Here is a 20,476-nt window from a genome sequence, read left to right as displayed (position 1 = left end):
TGATGCCCGACGATCCGCCTGACGAAAAACAGCACCTCGCCGGTTCGCCGATTCGTTTGTTCGCCGGTTCTCGCGCGATGGCGTAACCAGCGTTTGGCGTATCCAGGGGTGGCGTGTTCGACGTCTATTTCCACCAGCCTCGCCACCGGTTCCCTTCAACCGAGGGCCGGTTTCACGCGCACCGCGAATGCCTGTGACGGAAGGTCTACAGGTCTGTCCACTTCTGGGCTTTGCACCTCTTCAGCCGCACTCCGGGATCCGCCAGGCCTCCGGCTGGAGCGTCTGAGGGAACTTGATTCAAGCTCGCTCGAACGGAGTCACGTTGCACTGGGGCCGGAGCCGCCCGTTCGACGAAGTCCTGGCGCACCAGGTTTCCGCCGGCGAGGCAGCCTGTCCATGCCATGCCATGCCATGCCATGCCGGGTGCGGGTGCGGGTGCAGGTGCGGGTGCGGGTGCGGGTGCGGGTGCGGGTGCGGCGAGCGTGCCGGTTGACTGTGGAGGCCGCATGGGGACGTTGGCTGTCGAGGCAGGCGTGGCGGTCGGGTGCTGGTCGGGGGTGAAGGTCGGGTGGTGGTTCGCGCGGATTCGATATCTCACCGAGTGGCGGGGGTGGGGATTGCGTACGGGATTGGGGGTGGGTTCAGCCTTTTGTGTTACGTGGTGAGGGATGGGTTGTGGACTGGGGAGCCCTTGCCCACCGGGGAGATCGGGAGGAGGGTCCGGCCGGTCGGTCCCACTTCGATGTCCGTTCCCATCGCCGGGCACACGCCGCAGTCGAAGCAGGGCGTCCAGCGGCAGTCGTCCTGCTCTCGCTCGTCCAGGGCGTCCTGCCAGTCGGCCCAGAGCCATTCCTTGTCCAGGCCCGAGTCGAGGTGGTCCCAGGGCAGGACTTCCAACTCCTCCCGCTCACGGGTGGTGAACCAGGCGAGGTCCACGCCCAGCGGGGTCAGTTCGGCCTCGGCGGCGGAAACCCAGCGCTCGTAGGAGAAGTGCTCGGACCAGCCGTCGAAGCGGCCGCCTTCCCGCCACACGCGTTCGATGACCCGGCCGATCCGGCGATCACCTCGGGACAGCAGGCCTTCGATCAGCGACGGTTGGCCGTCGTGGTAGCGCATGCCGATGTTCCGACCCAGCGCACGGTCGGAGTTGACTGCCTCGCGCAGTTTGCGCAGGCGGCTGTCCACTGTGACCGGATCGCATTGCGCCGCCCACTGGAACGGGGTGTGCGGCTTGGGGACGAAGCCACCGATCGAAATCGTGCAGCGGATGTCCTTGCGGCCGCTCACCTCTCGACCCGCGCGGATGACGTTCTTGGCCATTTCGGCGATTTGCAGGACGTCGTCGTCGGTTTCGGTGGGGAGGCCGCACATGAAGTAGAGCTTCACCTGCCGCCACCCCGCCGCGAACGCCGCGCTGACCGTGCGGATGAGGTCCTCTTCGGACACCATCTTGTTGATCACGCGGCGGATGCGTTCGCTGCCGCCCTCGGGGGCGAACGTCAGACCCGAGCGCCGGCCGTTGCGGGACAGTTCGTTGGCCAGGTCGATGTTGAACGCGTCCACGCGCGTACTCGGCAGCGACAGGCTGGTGTTGGTGCCCTCGTAGCGGTCCGCCAGGCCCTTGGTGATCTCGGCGATCTCCGAGTGGTCGGCGCTGGACAGCGAAAGCAAGCCCACCTCTTCGAAGCCGGTGGCCTCCAGGCCTCGCTGCACCATCGCGCCGATGCCTTCGATGGAACGTTCCCGCACCGGCCGAGTGATCATGCCCGCCTGGCAGAACCGGCAGCCTCGCGTGCAGCCCCGGAAGATCTCCACGCTCATCCGCTCGTGCACGGACTCCGCGAGCGGCACCAGGGGCTGCTTCGGGTACGGCCACGCGTCCAGGTCCATGGTGGTCCGCTTGAACACGCGGTACGGCACGCGTTCGCGGTTCGGCACCACGCGCTGGATGCGGCCGTCGGGCAGGTACTCCACGTCGTAAAACCTGGGCACGTAGACGCCGCCGGTCTCGGCCAGGCGGGTCAGGATCTCGTCGCGCCCGCCGGGGCGGCCTTCGGCCTTCCAGGCCCGGACCAGGTCGGTGATCTCCAGGACGGCTTCCTCGCCGTCGCCCAGCACCGCCGCGTCGACGAACGGCGAGATCGGTTCCGGGTTGAAGGCCGCGTGCCCGCCGGCCACCACGATCGGGTGGTCTTCGGTGCGGTCGGCCGCGTGGAGGGGGATGCCGGCCAGGTCCAGCGCGGTGAGCAGGTTGGTGTAGCCGAGTTCGGTGGCGAAGCTGACGCCGAGCAGGTCGAACGCCTTGACCGGCCGGTGCGCGTCCACGGTGAACTGCGGCACGTCGTGTTCGCGCATCAGCCGTTCGAGGTCGGGCCACACCGCGTAGGTCCGCTCGGCCAGCACGTCGGGCTGCTCGTTGAGGACCTCGTACAGGATCATGACGCCCTGGTTGGGCAGTCCGACCTCGTAGGCGTCCGGGTACATCAGGGCCCACCGCACGGCGGCGGCGTCCCAGTCCTTGACGGTCGCGTTGAGCTCCCCGCCGACGTACTGCACCGGCTTGGACACCCTCGGCAGCAGGGGCTCCAACGCGGGGAAGACCGACTCGACACTCACGGATTCAGGGTAACGGCACCGCCGGCGGCTACCCGAACAGCGGTCCGGTGATGGTGAGGCCCAGGTCGGAGCCGGGTCCGGCGTAGATGCCGAAGAACAGCAGCGCAGCGCCGGCCAGGGACAGGTCCTTGTTGAACTGGATCATCTCCTGCTGCTTGGCCTGCGGGTCGGTCTGCTTCCAGAAGTCGTGCATCAGGAAGGCCGTGGGCAGCAGGAACAGCGCGAGCAGCAGGGCTCCGAGGTCCGCCCACACGCCGAGCAGGACCATCAGGCCGCCGACGATCATCACCACGCCGCTGGCCTGGGTGGCGAGCTTGGGCGAGGGGATGTTCTTCGACGCGGCGTAGCCGGCCATGGCCTCGGTCTGGGTGAGGTGGCCCATCGCCGAACCGAAGAACAGGAGCACGAACAGGATGCGGCCGATCAGTGCGATCACGTCCATGACGACCTCCTGGTTGTGAGGTTCGTCCAGTGTTCAACCAGGTCAGGCGGTCAGCAAGCGCCTGGGCCTGCTGGGCGGGCCCGATGCCCCGATCGTGGCCTTCACGAGCAGTGCCGTCGGCTTCGGGTCGGGTTCCCGGTTCCGACGAGGTAAGGGTCGCGTTCGCCACGTCGCTGAGCGGGTCCGACGGTTCCGGGGCCGACTTAGGGTGGGTGCATGAAGATCGACCTGACCTGGCCTTCGGAGGCTGACGAACGGTTGCGCGCCGAGGTGCACGAGGTGCTGCACGCGGTGGTGGCCGTCGGTGGGGCCATCGGTTGGCAGTCGCCGCCGGGGCGCGACCAGACGGACCAGTGGCTGGATCGGCTGCTGGCACGGACCCGGGTCGGGGACGCGGCGCTGGTGTTGGCGCTGGTGGACGGGGTGGTGCGCGGGACGGCTTCGTGGCAGCGGCCGGCAGGTGAGGTGTTCGTGCACCGGGCCGAGTTGGGGCGGGTGACGGCGCACCCGTCGGCGCGTGGGCTGGGGCTGGGGTCGTTGCTGGTGTCGGCCGTGGTGGAGAACGCCCGTGCGGCCGGGTTGGAGATTCTGACGTTGGGCGTGCGGGGGAACAACCACGGGGCGATCGAGCTGTACGAGCAGCTCGGGTTCCGGGAGTGGGGCCGGTTGCCCAACGCGATCGCCGTCGGGGATGTCCGGTTCGACGACGTGCAGATGGCCTTGCCGCTCGGTTTCCGTGACGGGGTGGTGCTGCACGGGTCGGCCGCCGGTGGCCTGGGGGCCTCACCGCGTCGGGGTGTCGGGGATCGGCGTCGGCACGGCGCCTGAAAACCCGAAACGGCCCGAACCGCGCAGGTCCGGGCCGTTCGACGGGGAAGCTCAGAGGTTCGGGAACCAGAGCTTGATCTCGCGCTCCGCAGACTCCGGCGAGTCCGAGCCGTGGACCAGGTTGAACTGGACCTCCAGGCCGAAGTCGCCCCGGATGGTGCCCGGCGTGGCCTTCTCCACCGGGTCGGTGCCACCGGCCAGCTGGCGGAACGCCGAGATGGCACGGGTGCCCTCCACGACCAGCGCCACGAGCGGGCCGCCGGTGATGAATTCGACCAGGTCGCCGAAGAACGGCTTGCCGTCGTGTTCCGCGTAGTGCTGCTCGGCGGTCGCGCGGTCCACGGTGCGCAGTTCGAGCGCGGCGAGGGTGAGGCCCTTGCGCTCGATGCGGGAGATGACCTCGCCGACCAGGCCCCGGCTGACGCCGTCGGGCTTGACCAGGACCAGGGTGCGCTCGCTCACGGCCGTCGGTACTCCTTCGTACGAGTTCGTGCAACAGAAGCTGGGATGGGTGAAGGGTAGCCGGAGGTGCGAAAGGGCCCGTCGTGACCACCGGGAAGCGTTGTACGACCGCCGACCGCCGCAGCGTTCTCGTCGGTCCGGGCTGTCAGCTTTGGAAATCGGCCCCACCGGAACGCGCCACCAGACCGGAGGTGTCACCGGAGTGGTGCACGACCGCCTGACCGGCCGCCGCAACCTCGTTGTCGTACACCGGAGCCTCCCCCTGCTTCAGCCACACCTGCGGCGTCACGCTCGGGCCGACGAAGCGGTCGATGTCGGTGTCCTTCTCGTCCCCGCGGTGCGCGATGATCCCGACCTGTTTCGCACCCGGCTGCAACCGCACCCACGCGAACCGCCCGTACTGGGTCTCGCCAACGAACGGCAACGGCTACTGCCACGTCGGCGCGCCCACCACGTCACCCCAGACGTGCAGCCCCCAGCCCTCATAGTCGCCCGCCGGACGGTTGTAGTGCACCACCAGCCAGTCCGGTGTCTCCGTACCCGGCGGGGCGGCGGCCAACGCCAGCACCGCGCCATCCGCACCCAGCGATCCGGCCGAGTCCTTCGCCACCACCCGGACTTCGACCTTCTTGCCCACCGCAGCGCCGGGCAGCCGGGCCAGGTCCGCGAACACCCGGTACGGCGCGGTGTCGTCGGTCCCGAGCACGGTCCAGTCGGCGGAGCCTTCGACCTTCACCGCGAACGTGGCCTGCGCGAACGGCGACGTGACACCGTCTGCCCGCAGTTCCACCCGGTCGTCCAGCACGGTGCCGACCGGCGGCACGGTCAGCGTCGGGGTGGGCGCTGAGGCGTTCAACCGGCTCGAAGCCTTGAGCACCAACGCCGACAGCGGCGGCACCGTGACCCGGACCTTGCCGTCGACCGCCGTCACGACCTCACCGGGAGCAGGCCAGATGGGGCGCAACGCCGTACTGCCCACCGGCACGTCGACGGACGCGGCAGACGTGCCCCCGTTGGCCACCACCAGGTGTTCGGTCTGTTCTGCCGCACCCACGCGGCTGAACGCGATCACGTCACCGGAGGCGTACCGCAAGGTCTGGTTCCCCCTGCGCCACACCGGATCGGAGTCCACGAACGACGCCAGGCCCTGCAACTGCCGGTAAAGCTGGTGGTCGGGCGAGAAGTTGTCCACCGCGCCGGTCCGGTCGCTGCCGACCAGCTCCTCGGCCATGTACTCGGGCGTGCGGGACGCGAACATGTCCTGCCGCGCCGACTTGTCGCCGCCGCTACCGGCGAAACCCTGCTCGTCCCCGTAGTACACGACGGGATTGCCGCGCCACAGGTACATCAGCGCGTTGCCGAGCTTCAGGCGTTCCAGCAGCTCGGTCTCGGCGATACCGGGCCGGTTCTGCCGCACCATCCACGCGATGCGCCCCATGTCGTGGTTGCCCAGGAACGTCGGCAGCGACGAGGCGTTCGAGTCGGCGTCGGTGTAGCGGTCGTCGTCCACCAGCACCTCGCCCAGCCGCGCCGAACCACGCCCGGACAGGAACGACGCCGCGCCGCTCTGGAACGGGAAGTCCAGGGCCGCCTGCATCCGGCCGGTGGTGGTGTAGCGGGAGGTGATCGCCGGGTTCGCGTCGAACACCTCGCCGAAGACGAAGAAGTCCTTTTTGCCGCGCTGGGCCGCGTACCTCTTCACGTGGGGCGCAAGTGCCTGCCAGAACTCGATGTTCACGTGCTTGACCGTGTCGACGCGGTAGCCGTCGATGCCGAGCGTGTCGATCCAACTGGTGAAGATGCGCTTCATGCCCGCCACGACCGTCGGGTGCTCGGTCATCAGGTCGTCCAGGCCGAAGAAGTCGCCGTACTGGTTGGATTCGCCGCTGAACGTCGAGTCTCCCCGGTTGTGGTAGAGCGACGGGTCGTTCAGCCAGCCCGGCGACTTCTTCCCGCGAACGACCGGCGTGTACGGCGCGGTCAGCTTCGGGAAGTCCTTCTGCCCGGCGATCGCGGAGATGTCCACCGGGTTCCCCGCCGGGTCCAGGTACGGCACCGCACTCGTCGGCACGTACTCGTGCCTGCCCTCCGCGTAGTCGATCAGGTCGGCGGTGTGGTTGGCGACGATGTCGAAGAACACCTTGATGCCACGGCGGTGTGCGTCCCGGATCAGCCGCCGCAGGTCGTCGGTGGTGCCGAAGTGCGGGTCGAGCTCGGTGAAGTCGGTGGTCCAGTAGCCGTGGTAGCCGGCCGACACGTTCGCGCCCGAACCCTGCACCCACCGGTTCCGGAACATCGGGGTCAGCCAGATGGCCGTGATACCCATGCCCTCCAGGTAGTCGATCCTGTCGCGCAGGCCCTTGATGTCACCGCCGTGGTAGAAGCCCTTGTCCGACGGGTCGAAGCCGGTGGTCAGCCGGTCCTGGTCAGCCGATCCGCCACGGTCGTTCCGGGTATCCCCGTTGGCGAACCGATCGGGCAGCACGAAGTAGAACCGCTCCCCCGCGAGGTCGTTGCGCAGCGCGTCCTTCGCCAACGCGCGATCCCCCGACCGCACACCGGGCGCGATGTCTGTCACCGCGCCGACCGCCAGACGGTCAGCGGGAACCGCCGCCGCGGGAACCGTTGGCACCACCAGTCCCGCGAGCAGCAGGGTGACGACGAGTCCCACGCGGCGGCGCATGGCGACCTCCTTGTCGCAAGGAATTGCAAAGCCCTCGCCCGGCACGAGACCGGGCGAGGGCTCACAGAACCACGACGATCTTGGTCGATCAAGACTCCGGGGAACGCAAAGCGTTGCGGGAACTCACCGTCGCTGCGGCTGCAACGTCTTCGACCACAGCGACGCGCCCGTGATGTCACGCAGCCACACGGTCAACTCGCCGTCCCGCGTCACCTCCACCTCCCCGAAGTGCTGGAAACCGTCCAGCGGCGAGGTGTTCGCAGCCGGTGGCGCGTGCACGAACACCGCCTCCGGCCCGAACGTCGGGTCCAACGTGTTCGGCCCGAACGCCCCCGCGTGCGCCGGGCCGGAGACGAACTCCCAGAACGGATCGAAGTCCCCCACCGCCGCGCGCGAGGGCGAGTAGTGGTGCGCCGCCGTGTAGTGCACGTCCGCCGTCAGCCACACGGTGTTGCGCACCCGACGCCGCTTGAGCTCCCGCAACACCCAAGCCAACTCGTGTTCACGCCCACCCGGCGCACCCGGCAGGCCGTTCGCCACGCCCTCGATGTCCGCCCCGTCCGGCACGGTCAGCCCGATGGGCAGGTCGGCGGCGATGACCTTCCACGTGGCCCGCGACCGGTCCAGCGACTCGACGAGCCACCGTGCCTGCTTCTCCCCCAGCACGTGCCCCACGCCGTCGCGCGGCGAGTTGTTGGCGTCCTTGTACGACCGCATGTCCAGGACGAAGACCTCGACGTGCTGCCCGTAGGAGAACTTCCGGTACACGCGCCCGTCCACGGCCTGCCGGGGGTCGATCGGCTGCCACTCGTGGAACGCCCGAAACGCGCGTGCCGCCAGCACGTCCACCCGCTTCTCGGTGTACTGGGGCAGGTCCAGGATCTCGCCGGGGTACCAGTTGTTGACCACCTCGTGGTCGTCCCATTGCACGAACGCGGGCACGTCGGCGGCGAACGAGCGGTACTTCGGGTCGATCAGGTTGTAGGCGAACTGGCCCCGGTACTCGTCCAGGGTTTCGGCGACCTTGAGCTTCTCCGGCGTCACCACGTTGCGCCAGATCCGGCCGTCGGGCAGCGTGACCGACTCCTGCAACGGCCCGTCCGCGTACACCGTGTCGCCGCTGTTGATGAAGAAGTCCGGCCGCCGTGCGGCCATCGCGCCGAAGATCGGCATACCGCCCAGGTCCGGGTTGCTGCCCCAGCCCTGACCCGCCACGTCACCGGACCACACGAACCGCACGCCTTCGCGTCCGAGCGGCGCGGTGCGGAAGCTGCCGGTCACGGCCTCGCTGCGGGTGCGGCCGTCCAGGTCCTCCGCCACCACGCGGTAGTGCACGCGGCGGCCCGGGGGCAGACCGCGCAGCCGCAGCTTGCCGGTACCGCCGGTCGACGGGCTCAGCACCGGGCCGCGCAGGCGGCGGGCGTGTCGGAACGACGGGTCCGACGACACCTCCACCAGCATCCGGGCCGGCCGGTCGGCCCGCGTCCACACCAGGCCGCCGTCGAACGTCACGTCGCCGGACTGCACGCCGTGCGTGAGCACGGGCCTGCCCGACGCCGCCAACGCGACACCGGGCACGAACGCCGCGGCCGTGCCGATCGCTCCGGCGCGCAGCAGCGTCCGCCGGTTCACCACACCTTCGGTCATGGCGGGTTTCTAACCGCCGAAACCGAACTCGGGGTGAACTAGGACTGCTGGCTGGGCAACCGGCCCTCGGCCATCCGACGTGCCACGTCACGGCGCAGCCACAGCAGGTAGGCCCACACCAGCGTGAACAGCACCCCGATGGCGCCCAACGCGGTCAACGCCACCCACGACACGATCATCACCAGGTGCAGCACGGCGATCACCCACAACGCCCACGGGCGCTTCAGGATCGCGCACGTACCGATCAGCGCCACGATCAGCGCCAGCACCAGGTACCCGGTGCCCGTCCCGATGCCCCCGCCGAGCTTGGCCACCACCGGCAGCGCCAGGGCGACGACGACGACCTCCAGGATGAGCGTCCCGGCCATGATGCCCCGGAACGACTTCATCGGGTCCTTCTTCGGCGCCGGGACGGTCACGAGGGCTCCTTGCCGAACAGGGCGCGAGCCTCGCCGGCGGTCACCACGGAGCCGGTCACGATCACGCCGCCGCCGGACACCACGCCACCGTCGTCGTCGTCCTCGGCCAGCCGCACGGCCTCCTCGATGGCGTCCGGCAGGTGCGGCTGCACGACCATCCGGTCCTCGCCGAAGATCGGGATCGCCACGCCCGCCAGCAGGTCCGGGTCCATCGCGCGCGGTGACGAGTTCGCGGTCAGCACGACCTCGGTCACCACCGGCTCCAGCTCGCTGAGGATGCCGACGGCGTCCTTGTCGTCCATCACGCCGACCACCGCGACCAGCTTGCGGAAGCCGAACTCCTCGTCCAGCGCCTTCGCCAGCGCCTTGGCCCCGTGCGGGTTGTGCGCGGCGTCCACCAGCACGGTCGGCGCGGAGCGCACCCGTTCCAGCCGGCCCGGCGACGCCACGGTGGCGAACGCCTCGCGCACCGCGTCCACGTCCAGCTGACGGTCGGCGCCGGCGCCGAAGAACGCCTCCACCGCCGCCAGCGCCAACGCCGCGTTCGCCGCCTGGTGCGCGCCGTGCAGCGGGAGGAAGACCTCCTCGTACACGCCGCCCAGCCCCTGCAACCGCAGCAGCTGCCCGCCGACGGCCACATCCCGTTGCAGCACACCGAACTCCGAGCCCTGCCGGGCGACCATGGCGTCCACCTCGGCGATCCGCCGCAGCAGCACCCGCTCGGCCACCGGGTCCTGCTCGGCCAGCAACGCGACCGCGCCGGGCTTGATGATCCCGGCCTTCTCGGTCGCGATGCCCTCCAGCGACGAGCCCAGGTAGTCGACGTGGTCGATGCCGATCGGCGTGATCACCGCGATCTTGCCGTCCGCGATGTTCGTGGCGTCCCACTGGCCGCCCATGCCCACCTCGACCACGGCGGCGTCGACCGGGGCGTCCGCGAACGCCGCGAACGCCATCCCGGTCAGCACCTCGAACTTGCTCAGCGGCACCTCGCCCCGACTGTCCACGATGGACACCAGCGGCTCGATGTCCCGGTACACCTCGACGTACCGCTCGGGGCTGATCGGCGCGTTGTCCACGTTGATCCGCTCGGTCACCAGCTGCAGGTGCGGGCTGGTGTACCGGCCGGTGCGCAGGCCGACCCGGGTCAGCAGCGCGTCGACCATGCGCGAGGTGGACGTCTTGCCGTTCGTGCCGGTGATGTGCAGCACCGGGTACGACGTCTGCGGGTCGCCCAACAGCTCGGCCAGCGCGCGGATCCGCTCGACGCTCGGGTCGAGCTTGGTCTCCGGCCAGCGCTGGTTGAGCTCCGCCTCGACCTGGCGCAGCTCCTCCAGCGGATCGGGCGCGCTCACGACTGCGGCAACGTGTCGAGGCGGGCGTGGATGCGCTCGATGTCGGCGTTCGCCGCCGCCAGCCGGGCCTGGATCTTCGCGACCACCTCGGCCGGCGCCTTGTCGGTGAACGCGGGGTTGTCGAGCTTGCCCTCGCACTGGGCCCGCTCCTTCTCCGCCACCGCCAGGTCCTTCGCCAGCCGCTTGCGCTCGGCCACCACGTCGATCGCGCCGGACAGGTCCAGCTCGACCTTCACCGCGCCCTTGGGCAGGCCGACCTCCAGCGACGCCGACACCGTCCAGCCCTCGCCCGGCTCGGTCATCCTGGTCAGCGACCGCACGGCGGGCACCTGGTCGAGCAGGTCCACGCAGCACGCGCCGCGCACCTTGCCCGCGACCTTCTGCGCGGGCTTGAGGCCCTGGTCGGAGCGGAACCGGCGGATCTCGGTGACCAGCTTCTTCAAGCCCTCGACGCGGGTCGCCGCGACCTCGTCGCGCTCGCCGCCGACCGGCTTCGGCCAGTCCGCGACGACCACCGACTCGCCGCCGGTCAGCGTCGTCCACAGCGTCTCGGTGATGAACGGCGTCAACGGGTGCAGCAGCCGCAGCACCACGTCCAGCACGTGCCCCAGCACGGCCTGCGTCGCCTCGGCGCGGGCACCGCCCTCGGCCAGCTGGACCTTCGCCAGCTCCAGGTACCAGTCGCAGAACTCGTCCCAGGTGAAGTGGTAGAGCGCCTCGGACAGCTTCGCGAACTGGAAGCCCTCGAACTGCGCGTCCACGTCCGCGACCAGCTTGTCCAGCAGGTCCAGGATCCAGCGGTCGGCGTCGGTCAGCTCGTCGCGCGGCGGCACCGGCCGGGCCACCGTCGCGCCGTTGTTCAGCGCGAAGCGGGAGGCGTTCCACAGCTTCGTGGTGAAGTTGCGGGAACCGGCCGCCCACTCCTCGGCGATGGCCATGTCCGAACCGGGGTTCGCGCCGCGCAGCAGGGTGAACCGGGTGGCGTCCGCGCCGTAGGAGTCCATCCAGTCCAGCGGGTCGATGCCGTTGCCCCGCGACTTGGACATCTTCTTGCCGTACTGGTCGCGGATCAGGCCGTGCAGGTACACGTGGTCGAACGGCTGCTTGCCGTCCATCGCGTACAGGCCGAACATCATCATCCGGACGACCCAGAAGAACAGGATGTCGTAGCCGGTGGACAGCACGCTGGTCGGGTAGAACTTCGCCAGGTCGCCGGTCCGCGCCGGCCAGCCCAGCGTGGAGAACGGCCACAGACCGGACGAGAACCACGTGTCGAGCACGTCCTCGTCCTGCGTCCAGCCCTCGCCGGGCGGCTCGTCGTCCGGCCCGACGCACATCACCTTGTCGTTCGGGCCGTACCAGACCGGGATGCGGTGGCCCCACCACAGCTGGCGCGAGATGCACCAGTCGTTGAGGTTGTCGACCCAGTCGAAGTAGCGCTTGGCCAGCTCCGGCGGGTGGATTCGGGTGCGGCCGTCGCGGACCGCCGCGGCGGCCTCGCGGGCCAGCGGCTCGACCTTGACCCACCACTGCAACGACAGCCGCGGCTCGATCACCGTGTCACAGCGCGAGCAGTGGCCCACGGAGTGCTTGTACGGGCGCTTCTCGGCCACGATCCGGCCCTGTTCGCGCAGCGCGGCGACCACGGCGGGCCGCGCCTCGAACCGGTCCAGGCCCTCGAACGGACCGTGCGCGGTGATCACGCCCCGGCCGTCCATCACGGTCAGCGCGGGCAGCTCGTGCCGCCGGCCGATCTCGAAGTCGTTCGGGTCGTGCGCCGGGGTCACCTTGACCGCGCCGGTGCCGAACGCGGGATCCACGTGCTCGTCGGCCACGATCGGCACGTACCGCCCGGTCAGCGGCACCTCCACCTCGGTGCCGATGAGGTGCGCGTACCGCTCGTCCTCCGGGTGCACGGCCACCGCCGTGTCGCCCAGCATGGTCTCCGCGCGGGTGGTCGCCACGATGATCGACCGGTCGCCCGAGCCGTAGCGGATGGAGACCAGCTCGCCGTCGTCGTCGGAGTGGTCGACCTCGATGTCCGACAGCGCCGTCTGGCAGCGCGGGCACCAGTTGATGATGCGCTCGGCGCGGTAGATCAGGCCGTCGTCGAACAGCTTCTTGAAGATCGTCTGGACGGCCCGCGACAGGCCCTCGTCCATGGTGAACCGGACCCGGGTCCAGTCCACGCCGTCGCCGAGGCGGCGCATCTGGCCGAGGATCGTGCCGCCGACCTCCTCGCGCCACCGCCAGACCCGCTCCACGAACTTCTCGCGGCCCAGGTCGTGCCGGGACATGCCCTCGCCGGCCAGCGACCGCTCGACCGCGGTCTGCGTCGCGATGCCCGCGTGGTCCGTGCCGGGCAGCCACAGCACCTCGTAGCCCTGCATCCGCCGGCGGCGGGTCAGCGCGTCCATGATGCTGTGGTTGAGGGCGTGGCCCATGTGCAGGCTGCCGTTGACGTTCGGCGGGGGCAGCACGATGGTGAACGGCGGCTTGTCGCTGTTCGCGTCGGCCGTGAAGTAACCGCGCTCCACCCACCGCTGGTACAGCCCGGCCTCTACCTCGGCCGGGTTCCAGGCCGGCGGGAGTTCGGTGCGCTGGGGTGGGGTGGGCGTTTCAGTCACGTGGGAAGTCTACGGAGCGGTGGGTATCGACTTCGAACCAGATACCTGGTAGCACCTCCCGGCCTCGCCCGATCAGGCTATGCCCGGTCGACGACGGGTGGGGGCTCATCGCGATGCGCGAGAACAACGACGAAGACGACCCGTGGCTCGACCGGGACCACGCGAGTCGGCACGTACGCGTTCGCCACGGACAAGACCGACGGCTACGACTACGCCATCGCGTGGACGGCGGCGGAGCAGGGCTTCCTCGCGCCGGGGATCAGCGAGCGGTCCGTCATCGGCGGTGACGAGCCGTTCGGGCACTACTTCGACCCGGACCAGCCACTCGGGGTCGAGAGCGACTGCCCGGAATGAGGTCACCCGTTCGGACGATTCTGCCGGACAGTGGCGCCGATCACAATTAACGTTGATCACCGGTCGCCGCAGGGGGGAGACACCGGATCCACGGGCCGGAAACAACCCCTTGGGGCCCGTGGCAGCGGTGCCGCGTCACCCTGTGGTCGACAGTCGATCGCGGTACCGCTGGCGCGCTCGCGCGGGGCGCGCCAGCGCACAATGGGGGCATGAGCAAGCCACCGCAGCAGGACATCGACGAGGCCCAGCTCGACGTGACCGGACCGAAGCAGTGGGCGGCGGGCATCCCCGGCGTGGCCGTGTCGCTCAAACGCGGCGTGGAGCAGATGGGGGTGACCCGCACCGTCACCACGCTGCGGCTGCTCAACCAGCGCGAGGGGTTCGACTGCCCGGGCTGCGCGTGGCCGGAGCCGCAGGGGCACCGCAAGCTCGCCGAGTTCTGCGAGAACGGCGCGAAGGCGGTCGCCGAGGAGGCCACCAGGCGCCGGGTCGGGCCGGAGTTCTTCGCCGCGCACCCGGTCGCCGAGCTCGCCGGGAAGACCGACTACTGGCTCGGCCAGCAGGGCAGGCTGACCGAGCCGGTGGTGCTGCGCGAGGGCGGGACGCACTACGAGCCGATCTCGTGGAGCGACGCGTTCTCGCTGGTCGCGGCCAAGCTGAACGGTCTGGCCGACCCGAACGAAGCCGTCTTCTACACCTCCGGCCGGACCAGCAACGAGGCCGCGTTCCTCTACCAGCTGCTGGTGCGCTCGTTCGGCACGAACAACCTGCCGGACTGCTCGAACATGTGCCACGAGTCCTCCGGCGCGGCGCTGTCGGAGACCACCGGCATCGGCAAGGGCTCGGTGAGCATCGACGACTTCAGCCGCGCCGACCTGATCGTGGTGGTGGGCCAGAACCCCGGCACGAACCACCCGCGGATGCTGTCCGCGCTGGAGGAGGCCAAGAAGTCCGGCGCGAAGATCGTCGCGGTGAACCCGCTGCCGGAGGCCGGCCTGCTGCGGTTCAAGAACCCGCAGAACGTGAAGGGCGTGATCGGCCCCGGCACCCAGCTCGCCGACGAGTTCCTGCAGATCCGGCTCGGCGGCGACCAGGCGCTGTTCCAGGCGGTGGGGAACCTGCTGCTGTCGTGGGACGCGGCGGACACCCACTTCGTGCGGAACTACACCGACGGGTTCGCCGAGTACGTGGCGCACGTCCGCGACCTGGACTGGGAGGCCGTCGACTTCGCCACCGGCCTGCCGCGCGCGCAGGTGGAGAAGCTGGCCCGGATGCTGGCCGACTCGCAGCGCACCATCTTCTGCTGGGCCATGGGCCTGACCCAGCACAAGCACTCCGTGCCGACGATCCGCGAGATCTCGAACGTGGCGCTGCTGCGCGGCATGATCGGCAAGCCCGGCGCAGGCCTGTGCCCGGTGCGCGGCCACTCCAACGTCCAGGGCGACCGGACCATGGGCATCTGGGAGAAGATGCCGGAGAAGTTCATGTCCGCGCTGGAGACCGAGTTCGGCGTCACGGTGCCGCGACAGCACGGGTTCGACACGGTGGCCTCGATCCGGGCCATGCGGGACGGCCGGGCCAAGGTGTTCTTCGCGGTGGGCGGCAACTTCGCCGCGGCCACCCCGGACACGGTGGTGACCGAGAAGGCACTGCGGTCGTGCGAGCTGACCGTGCAGGTGTCGACCAAGCTCAACCGGTCGCACGTGGTGCACGGGCGGACCGCGCTCATCCTGCCCACGCTGGGGCGCACGGAGAGCGACCTCCAGCACAGCGGCGAGCAGTTCGTGACGGTCGAGGACTCGATGTCGGTGGTGCACCGGTCGCGGGGGCGGTTGGCGCCCGCGAGCGACCGGTTGCTGTCGGAGGTGTCGATCGTGTGCCGGCTCGCGCGGGCCCTGCTGGGGCCGGACCACCCGGTGCCGTGGGAGGAGTTCGAGAAGGACTACGACCTGATCCGGGACCGGATCTCGCGGGTCGTGCCGGGCTGCGACGACTACAACGAGCGGGTGCGCCGCCCGGACGGGTTCGTGCTGCCGCACGCGCCGCGCGACGCCCGCGAGTTCAGCGGAACCCGGACCGGCAAGGCGCACTTCTCGGCGAACGAGCTGACCGTGCTGCGGGTGCCGCTGGGGCGGCTGCTGCTGCAGACCATGCGCAGCCACGACCAGTACAACACCACGATCTACGGCCTCGACGACCGCTACCGCGGCGTGAAGGACGGCCGGCGGGTGGTGTTCGTCAGCCCGGCGGACCTGGACGAGCTCGACCTGCTCGACGGCCAGTACGTCGACCTGGTCAGCGAGTGGCCGGACGACCCGACGGGCGTCACCGAGCGGCGGGCGGAACGGTTCCGGGTGGTGTCCTACCCGACCGCGAAGGGCTGCGCGGCGGCGTACTTCCCCGAGGCGAACCCGTTGGTGCCGCTGGACTCCACCGCGGAGACCTCCGGAACGCCGACCTCCAAGTCGATCGTGGTGCGGCTGGAGAAAGTGGCCGACTGACGACCACCGCGCGTGCCGCTGCCGGACACGGCAGTCCGGCAGCGGCACGCGACGTTCGAACAGGGCATCGCACGGGCGCCGGCCTTACCGGACGCGGTCGTCACCCGGCCGTTCGCTGCCACGAGAAGCCGACGCTCGCGACCACCCGCCGATGCTCCCGCACCACCTGCCAGTCGAGCTTGAGCAGACCCGAGAAGGCCTTCAGGCGCTTGCGGGTGAGCCGGTACCGCGTGGCCGCCCGCACGTCGTCGTGCATCCGCTCGCGGGCGACGGTGAGCAGCAGATCCTGGTACGGCATGGGAATCCCCCCTAGTCGCGTCGTGGTGACGCCGTGGTGGCGAGGAAGAAGCGCACCGGCCGCGCCCCCTCCGGCCGTTTCTCCGGGTGGTCGTGGCGTTCGGAGTACCGCTCGATGACCGCCACCACCTCCGCGGTGACCTCCTCCAGCTCCCGCACGGTCAGGAACTCCATCCGGCCGCGCACGCCCAGCGCTTCCCGCCAGTCCTCGGACTCCTGCGGGTTGCGGCGGGACTGCTCCCGCACCGCGGCGAACTCCTGCTCCAGGAACGCGTCGCTCGCCGCCTCGGCCGCCGACACGCCCTCGTCGTCCAGACCGGTCGGCGACCAGCTCTGCGACTTCCGCAGCAGCCGCCACGGCTTCTGCCTGCCCTTGACGTCCGGCACCTCGCCCACGAACCCGTACTTGGCCAGCATGTTCAGGTGGTACGAGCAGCTGGCCACGCTCTCGCCGAGTGCGGCGGAGCACTCCGTCGCGGTGCGCGGGCCTTCCGCCAGGAGCAGGTTGATCAGCTTCCACCGGAACGGGTGCGCGAGTGCGCGGAGCACCTTCGGATCGCGGATCAGGTCGTCGGTCACACCTCAAGATAGCTATATCAAGGGTCCTTTAGCAAGACTTCTTGTCATAGCGCTCGGGTAACGTCCTGCCCCGTTCGGACGAAGCTCCGGACGACGGACTTGGAGGACCTGTGACCATCGAGAAGGCACTCGTGGCCGTGCTCGGGCTGATCGTGCTCGCCGGCTGCACCTCCACCCCCCACAGCGCCCCCGCGACGGGTGGCACCACCCCGTCGACGCCGGCCACCACGCCGTCCGAGGTCGCCGGCATCAGCTGTGCGAAGGCGCCCGAGGACGTCGTCGGCGCGGCGCTGCAACTGAACCTCAACCACCCGCGCGAAACCATCAACGGCACCGTGGTCACGTGCCAGTACGACGGCGGCGGCGCGAGCACCATGGTCCGGTTCCAGACCAAGTCGGACGCGGCCGCGTTCGCCAAGGGCAAGGAGGAGTTCGGCGGCAACGGCCAGAAGGTCAAGGACCTGCCGGACTTCCACGACAACGCCTACACCGGCACCCTCGGCACCGGCGAGGTGGTGCAGAACACGCTGGTGGCACGCAAGGGGCCGGTCGAGATCCTGGTGACGTCGGGCGCGAACTTCGAGCAGGAGAAGAAGCTCGTCACCCAGCTGTTCGAACGCCTCTAGCAGCCTTCCGGTCGCCTTGGCGGGCTCCCGGCCGCACTGCCCGAACGCCTCTAGCGCTCCAGCACCGCCATCGCGGCGTTGTGGCCGGCGATACCGCTGACCCCACCACCGCGGCGGGCGCCCGCGCCGCACACGAACAGGTTCGGCACGTCGGTCTCCACGCCCCAGCGCCCCACTTCGTCGTCACTCTCCGCGAACGGCCACGCCAGCTCGTCGTGGAAGATGTTGCCGCGCGGCAGCCCCAGCTCGGCCTCCAGGTCCAGCGGCGAGCGGGCTTCCAGGCACGGCTTGCCGTCCGCGTCCGTCGCCAGGCACTCCTCGATGGGCTCGTCCAGGTGTTCGTCCAACGCCTTGAGGTAGCGGCCGACCAACTGGTCGCGCAGCCCGTCGTGGCCCTCGAACAGCGCCGCCGGGGTGTGCAGGCCGAACAGGGTCAAGGTGTGCCACCCCTTCTCGACCAGCTCCGGGGCCAGGATCGACGGGTCGGTCAGGGTGTGGCAGTACATCTCGGCGGGCAGCACGGACGGCACCTCGCCCGCCGCGCTCTCCCGGTAGGCGGTTTCCAACTGCGAGTAGGACTCGTCCAGGTGCAGCGTGCCCGCGAACGCGAGCTTCGGGTCCACCCCGCCGCGCACCTTCGGCAGCCGTCGCAGCAGCATGTTCACCTTGACCTGACACCCTTCGGCGACCGGCCGGCTTTCCTTGCCGCGCAACGCGTCCAGCACCCGGGGGGCCACACCGGACAGCACGAACCGCGCGCCCACGGTCCGCCCGTCGAACTCCACTTCCGCGTTGGTGCCGTCAACGTCCACCCGGGACACCTCGGCGCCGGTGACGATCTCCGCCCCGGCTTCGCGAGCCGCCCGGACGAGTTCGGCCGTCACCGCGCCCATGCCGCCGACCGGCACCTTCCACTCCCCCGTGCCGTTGCCGATCACGTGGTACAGGAAGCACCGGTTGGCCTTGAGGTCGTGCAACGACGTGTGGGTGCCGATCAGCCCGTCCGTCGCGACCACACCGCGCACGACGTCGTCGGCGAACAGCTCCTCCAGCGTCACGCCCAGTGGGCGTTCGAACACCTGCTCCCACAGCCGTGCCCGCGCCACCGCGTCGACCCGGATGCGGGCGTGCTCGCGGGGCAGCAGCGGCTCCAACAACGTCGGTGACAGCGCCTGCGCCAGCACCTCCAGGTCGGCGTACCAGCGCCGCCACCGCTCGAACTCGGCGTCCGAGCCGGTCAGCGCGCGGAACGACTCGGCGGTGGCCGGCCCCGGCGTGCGTTCGACCAGCAGGTTCCCGGCGGGCGTGTACGAGGACGCGGCACGTGACTTCAGCGACACCTTCAGCCCCAGGTCGCCGACGATCCGGTCCGGCAGCAGGCTCACCAGGTACGAGTAGCGCGACAGCCGCGCGGGCACCCCGGGGAACACCTGCTCGCCGACCGCCGCGCCACCGGGGTGGTCGAGCTTCTCCAGCACCAGCACCGAACGCCCGGCGCGAGCCAGGTACGCCGCCGCGACCAGGGCGTTGTGCCCGCCGCCGACCACAACCACGTCGTAGGAATCCACCAGCCGACACTAGCCGGTGAACAGCGCGGTCACCTTCCGGATCAGCTCGACCAGCCCGTAGGCCAGCGGCAGCCCCACCCACAGCCAGGCGAACACCACCAGCGCGGTCCGGTTCACCGGGACGCCCCTTCCAGCACCGGCTCGTGGTGCTTCGCGGCCACCGGCCGGACCAGCTCGTTGGCCGCGAAACCCACCGCCAGCAACGCGATCATGATGTACAGGGATGTCGTGTAGAGGTCCGGGCCGGTCTTGCCGGCCGCCTTCTGGCTGTCCGCGATGGCGTTGACGATCAGCGGCCCGAGCACGCCCGCCAGCGACCACGCGGTGAGCAGCCGGCCGTGGATCGCGCCCACCTGGTACGTGCCGAACAGGTCCTTGAGGTAGGCCGGGATGGTGGCGAACCCACCGCCGTAGAACGAGAGGATCAGCATCGCGCCCACCACGAACAGCACCTTGGACGCGTTGCCCGCCAACGCCAGCGCCAGGTAGGTCAACGCGCCGACACCCAGGTACACCCGGTAGACGTTCTTGCGCCCCACCAGGTCCGATGTGGACGACCACACGATCCGGCCCGCCATGTTCGCCAGCGACAGCAGCGCCACGAACCCGGCGGCGGCGCCGACCGCGACCGGGGCGGCCGTGCCGGCGAAGAAGTCCCGGATCATCGGCGACGCCTTCTCCAGGATGCCGATGCCCGCCGTGACGTTGAAGCACAGCACCACCCACAGGCACCAGAACTGCGGTGTGCGCACGGCGTTGCGGGCCGACACGTTGACCGCCGAGCGCACTATCTTCCGCTCGACCACTTCGGCGGGCACCCGCACCAGCAGCACACCCACCGACATGAACACCGCGTACACCACACCGTGCACCAGGAACGTCTGTGCGATCCCGGTGCTGTCGCGCCCGAACGACTCCAGCATCTGCGCCGACCACGGCGACGCGATCAACGCCCCGCCGCCGAAGCCCATGATCGCGATCCCGGTCGCCATGCCCGGCCGGTCCGGGAACCACTTGATCAGCGTCGACACCGGCGAGATGTACCCGATGCCCAGGCCGATCCCGCCGACGAACCCGTAGCCCAGCACCACCAGCCAGAACTGCCCGGTCCACGCCCCGAGCGCGGAGATCAGGAAGCCGGACGAGAAGCACGTGGCGGACACGAACATCGCCCAGCGCGGCCCGTTGCGCTCCACCAGCGTGCCGCCGAACGCGGCCGACAGGCCCAGCATCACGATGCCCAGTTGGAACGGCAGCGCGCTCTGCGTGCCGGACAACCCCAACGCGCCTTCGAGCGGCGGCTTGAACACGCTCCACGCGTAGGCCTGGCCGATCGCCAGGTGCACGGACAGCGCGGCCGGCGGCACCAGCCAGCGGTTCCAGTCGGGTGGCGCGACGGTTCGCGAGCGGTCCAGGAAACCCACTGCCCGACACCTCCGTAACCTGGTCGGTAACTGACCTGGGAACTTAAC

At 70.0% G+C, this 20,476-nt stretch carries 16 protein-coding genes and 1 pseudogene; 4 read left to right on the top strand and 13 right to left on the bottom strand.

All coding sequences use genetic code 11. The features are described from left to right. Positions 1-654: 654 nt before the first annotated feature. Both FHS29_RS21345 and FHS29_RS21340 read right to left on the bottom strand, forming a co-directional pair. Complete coding sequence (locus FHS29_RS21345; protein WP_184693024.1) at positions 655-2,616, bottom strand: TIGR03960 family B12-binding radical SAM protein; 1,962 nt, start codon at positions 2,614-2,616, stop codon at positions 655-657. A gap of 28 nt (positions 2,617-2,644) precedes the next feature. After that, complete coding sequence (locus FHS29_RS21340; RefSeq protein WP_184693022.1) at positions 2,645-3,058, bottom strand: DoxX family protein; 414 nt, start codon at positions 3,056-3,058, stop codon at positions 2,645-2,647. Positions 3,059-3,274: 216 nt separating this feature from the next. On the opposite strand from FHS29_RS21340, the gene FHS29_RS21335 reads away from it, so the two are divergent. Then, the gene (locus FHS29_RS21335; RefSeq protein ID WP_184693020.1) at positions 3,275-3,886 is read left to right on the top strand and encodes a GNAT family N-acetyltransferase; all 612 of its coding nucleotides are present in this window, start codon (positions 3,275-3,277) and stop codon (positions 3,884-3,886) included. Positions 3,887-3,937: 51 nt separating this feature from the next. Here FHS29_RS21335 and ndk read toward each other — a convergent pair whose 3' ends face one another. From ndk to FHS29_RS21305, 6 genes and pseudogenes are all read right to left on the bottom strand, one after another. Then, positions 3,938-4,348: a nucleoside-diphosphate kinase gene (gene ndk / locus FHS29_RS21330; protein ID WP_121003127.1), complete on the bottom strand. Its 411-nt coding sequence runs from the start codon at positions 4,346-4,348 to the stop codon at positions 3,938-3,940. A gap of 145 nt (positions 4,349-4,493) precedes the next feature. Next, a pseudogene (locus FHS29_RS21325) lies at positions 4,494-7,031 on the bottom strand (alpha-amylase family glycosyl hydrolase). Between the two features lie 123 nt (positions 7,032-7,154). Beyond that, the gene (locus FHS29_RS21320) at positions 7,155-8,678 is read right to left on the bottom strand and encodes an alkaline phosphatase D family protein (RefSeq protein ID WP_184693018.1); all 1,524 of its coding nucleotides are present in this window, start codon (positions 8,676-8,678) and stop codon (positions 7,155-7,157) included. 38 nt (positions 8,679-8,716) lie between these two features. Continuing rightward, positions 8,717-9,067 (bottom strand): DUF4233 domain-containing protein, encoded by a 351-nt coding sequence (locus FHS29_RS21315; protein ID WP_184693369.1) that lies wholly within the window; start codon positions 9,065-9,067, stop codon positions 8,717-8,719. A 26-nt stretch (positions 9,068-9,093) separates the two neighbouring features. Further along, complete coding sequence (folC, locus tag FHS29_RS21310; RefSeq protein ID WP_184693016.1) at positions 9,094-10,452, bottom strand: bifunctional tetrahydrofolate synthase/dihydrofolate synthase; 1,359 nt, start codon at positions 10,450-10,452, stop codon at positions 9,094-9,096. Further along, positions 10,449-13,079 (bottom strand): valine--tRNA ligase, encoded by a 2,631-nt coding sequence (locus tag FHS29_RS21305; RefSeq protein ID WP_184693014.1) that lies wholly within the window; start codon positions 13,077-13,079, stop codon positions 10,449-10,451. The genes folC and FHS29_RS21305 overlap by 4 nt, the downstream gene beginning before the upstream one ends. Here FHS29_RS21305 and FHS29_RS21300 point away from each other — a divergent pair, their 5' ends adjacent. Together FHS29_RS21300 and FHS29_RS21295 are read left to right on the top strand one after the other, a co-directional pair. Next, positions 13,080-13,433, top strand: a complete 354-nt coding sequence (locus FHS29_RS21300; RefSeq protein ID WP_184693012.1) for a hypothetical protein — start codon at positions 13,080-13,082, stop codon at positions 13,431-13,433. It abuts the gene before it with no gap. Between the two features lie 209 nt (positions 13,434-13,642). Continuing rightward, positions 13,643-15,934 carry an FdhF/YdeP family oxidoreductase gene (locus FHS29_RS21295; protein ID WP_184693010.1) on the top strand — a complete coding sequence of 764 codons (2,292 nt, stop codon included), beginning with the start codon at positions 13,643-13,645 and terminating at the stop codon, positions 15,932-15,934. Between the two features lie 100 nt (positions 15,935-16,034). Here FHS29_RS21295 and FHS29_RS21290 read toward each other — a convergent pair whose 3' ends face one another. Then, positions 16,035-16,232 (bottom strand): hypothetical protein, encoded by a 198-nt coding sequence (locus FHS29_RS21290; RefSeq protein WP_184693008.1) that lies wholly within the window; start codon positions 16,230-16,232, stop codon positions 16,035-16,037. Between the two features lie 11 nt (positions 16,233-16,243). Beyond that, on the bottom strand, positions 16,244-16,810 hold the full coding sequence (locus FHS29_RS36310; RefSeq protein WP_221456349.1) for a winged helix-turn-helix domain-containing protein: 567 nt from the start codon (positions 16,808-16,810) through the stop codon (positions 16,244-16,246). A gap of 110 nt (positions 16,811-16,920) precedes the next feature. Here FHS29_RS36310 and FHS29_RS21280 point away from each other — a divergent pair, with 110 nt between their 5' ends. Beyond that, on the top strand, positions 16,921-17,436 hold the full coding sequence (locus FHS29_RS21280) for a hypothetical protein (protein WP_184693006.1): 516 nt from the start codon (positions 16,921-16,923) through the stop codon (positions 17,434-17,436). A gap of 50 nt (positions 17,437-17,486) precedes the next feature. On the opposite strand, the gene FHS29_RS21275 is transcribed toward FHS29_RS21280, so the two are convergent. From FHS29_RS21275 to FHS29_RS21270, 3 genes are read right to left on the bottom strand one after another with little or no spacing between them, the layout of a single operon-like run. Further along, complete coding sequence (locus FHS29_RS21275) at positions 17,487-19,004, bottom strand: phytoene desaturase family protein (RefSeq protein WP_312865028.1); 1,518 nt, start codon at positions 19,002-19,004, stop codon at positions 17,487-17,489. Between the two features lie 9 nt (positions 19,005-19,013). Then, positions 19,014-19,121, bottom strand: coding sequence for an MFS transporter small subunit (locus FHS29_RS38640; RefSeq protein ID WP_446689066.1), 108 nt, complete (start codon positions 19,119-19,121; stop codon positions 19,014-19,016). After that, positions 19,118-20,428, bottom strand: coding sequence for an OFA family MFS transporter (locus tag FHS29_RS21270; RefSeq protein WP_184693005.1), 1,311 nt, complete (start codon positions 20,426-20,428; stop codon positions 19,118-19,120). Before FHS29_RS21270 ends, FHS29_RS38640 begins: the two co-directional genes overlap by 4 nt. Positions 20,429-20,476: the final 48 nt, after the last annotated feature.

The sequence above is a fragment of the Saccharothrix tamanrassetensis genome, assembly GCF_014203665.1.
In the GTDB taxonomy this organism is placed as follows: Bacteria; Actinomycetota; Actinomycetes; order Mycobacteriales; family Pseudonocardiaceae; genus Actinosynnema; species Actinosynnema tamanrassetense.
The sequence above is the reverse complement of the archived record's forward strand: the minus strand, read 5'-3'. Positions and strand labels throughout refer to the sequence as shown.

What these genes read in the sequence shown, in the direction of transcription:
- FHS29_RS21340 (WP_184693022.1), bottom strand. Translation starts at nt 3,058, where the DNA reads ATGGACGTGATCGCACTGATCGGCCGCATCCTGTTCGTGCTCCTGTTC.
- FHS29_RS21335 (WP_184693020.1), top strand. Translation starts at nt 3,275, where the DNA reads ATGAAGATCGACCTGACCTGGCCTTCGGAGGCTGACGAACGGTTGCGC.
- FHS29_RS21320 (WP_184693018.1), bottom strand. Translation starts at nt 8,678, where the DNA reads ATGACCGAAGGTGTGGTGAACCGGCGGACGCTGCTGCGCGCCGGAGCG.
- FHS29_RS21315 (WP_184693369.1), bottom strand. Translation starts at nt 9,067, where the DNA reads ATGAAGTCGTTCCGGGGCATCATGGCCGGGACGCTCATCCTGGAGGTC.
- FHS29_RS21295 (WP_184693010.1), top strand. Translation starts at nt 13,643, where the DNA reads ATGAGCAAGCCACCGCAGCAGGACATCGACGAGGCCCAGCTCGACGTG.
- FHS29_RS21290 (WP_184693008.1), bottom strand. Translation starts at nt 16,232, where the DNA reads ATGCCGTACCAGGATCTGCTGCTCACCGTCGCCCGCGAGCGGATGCAC.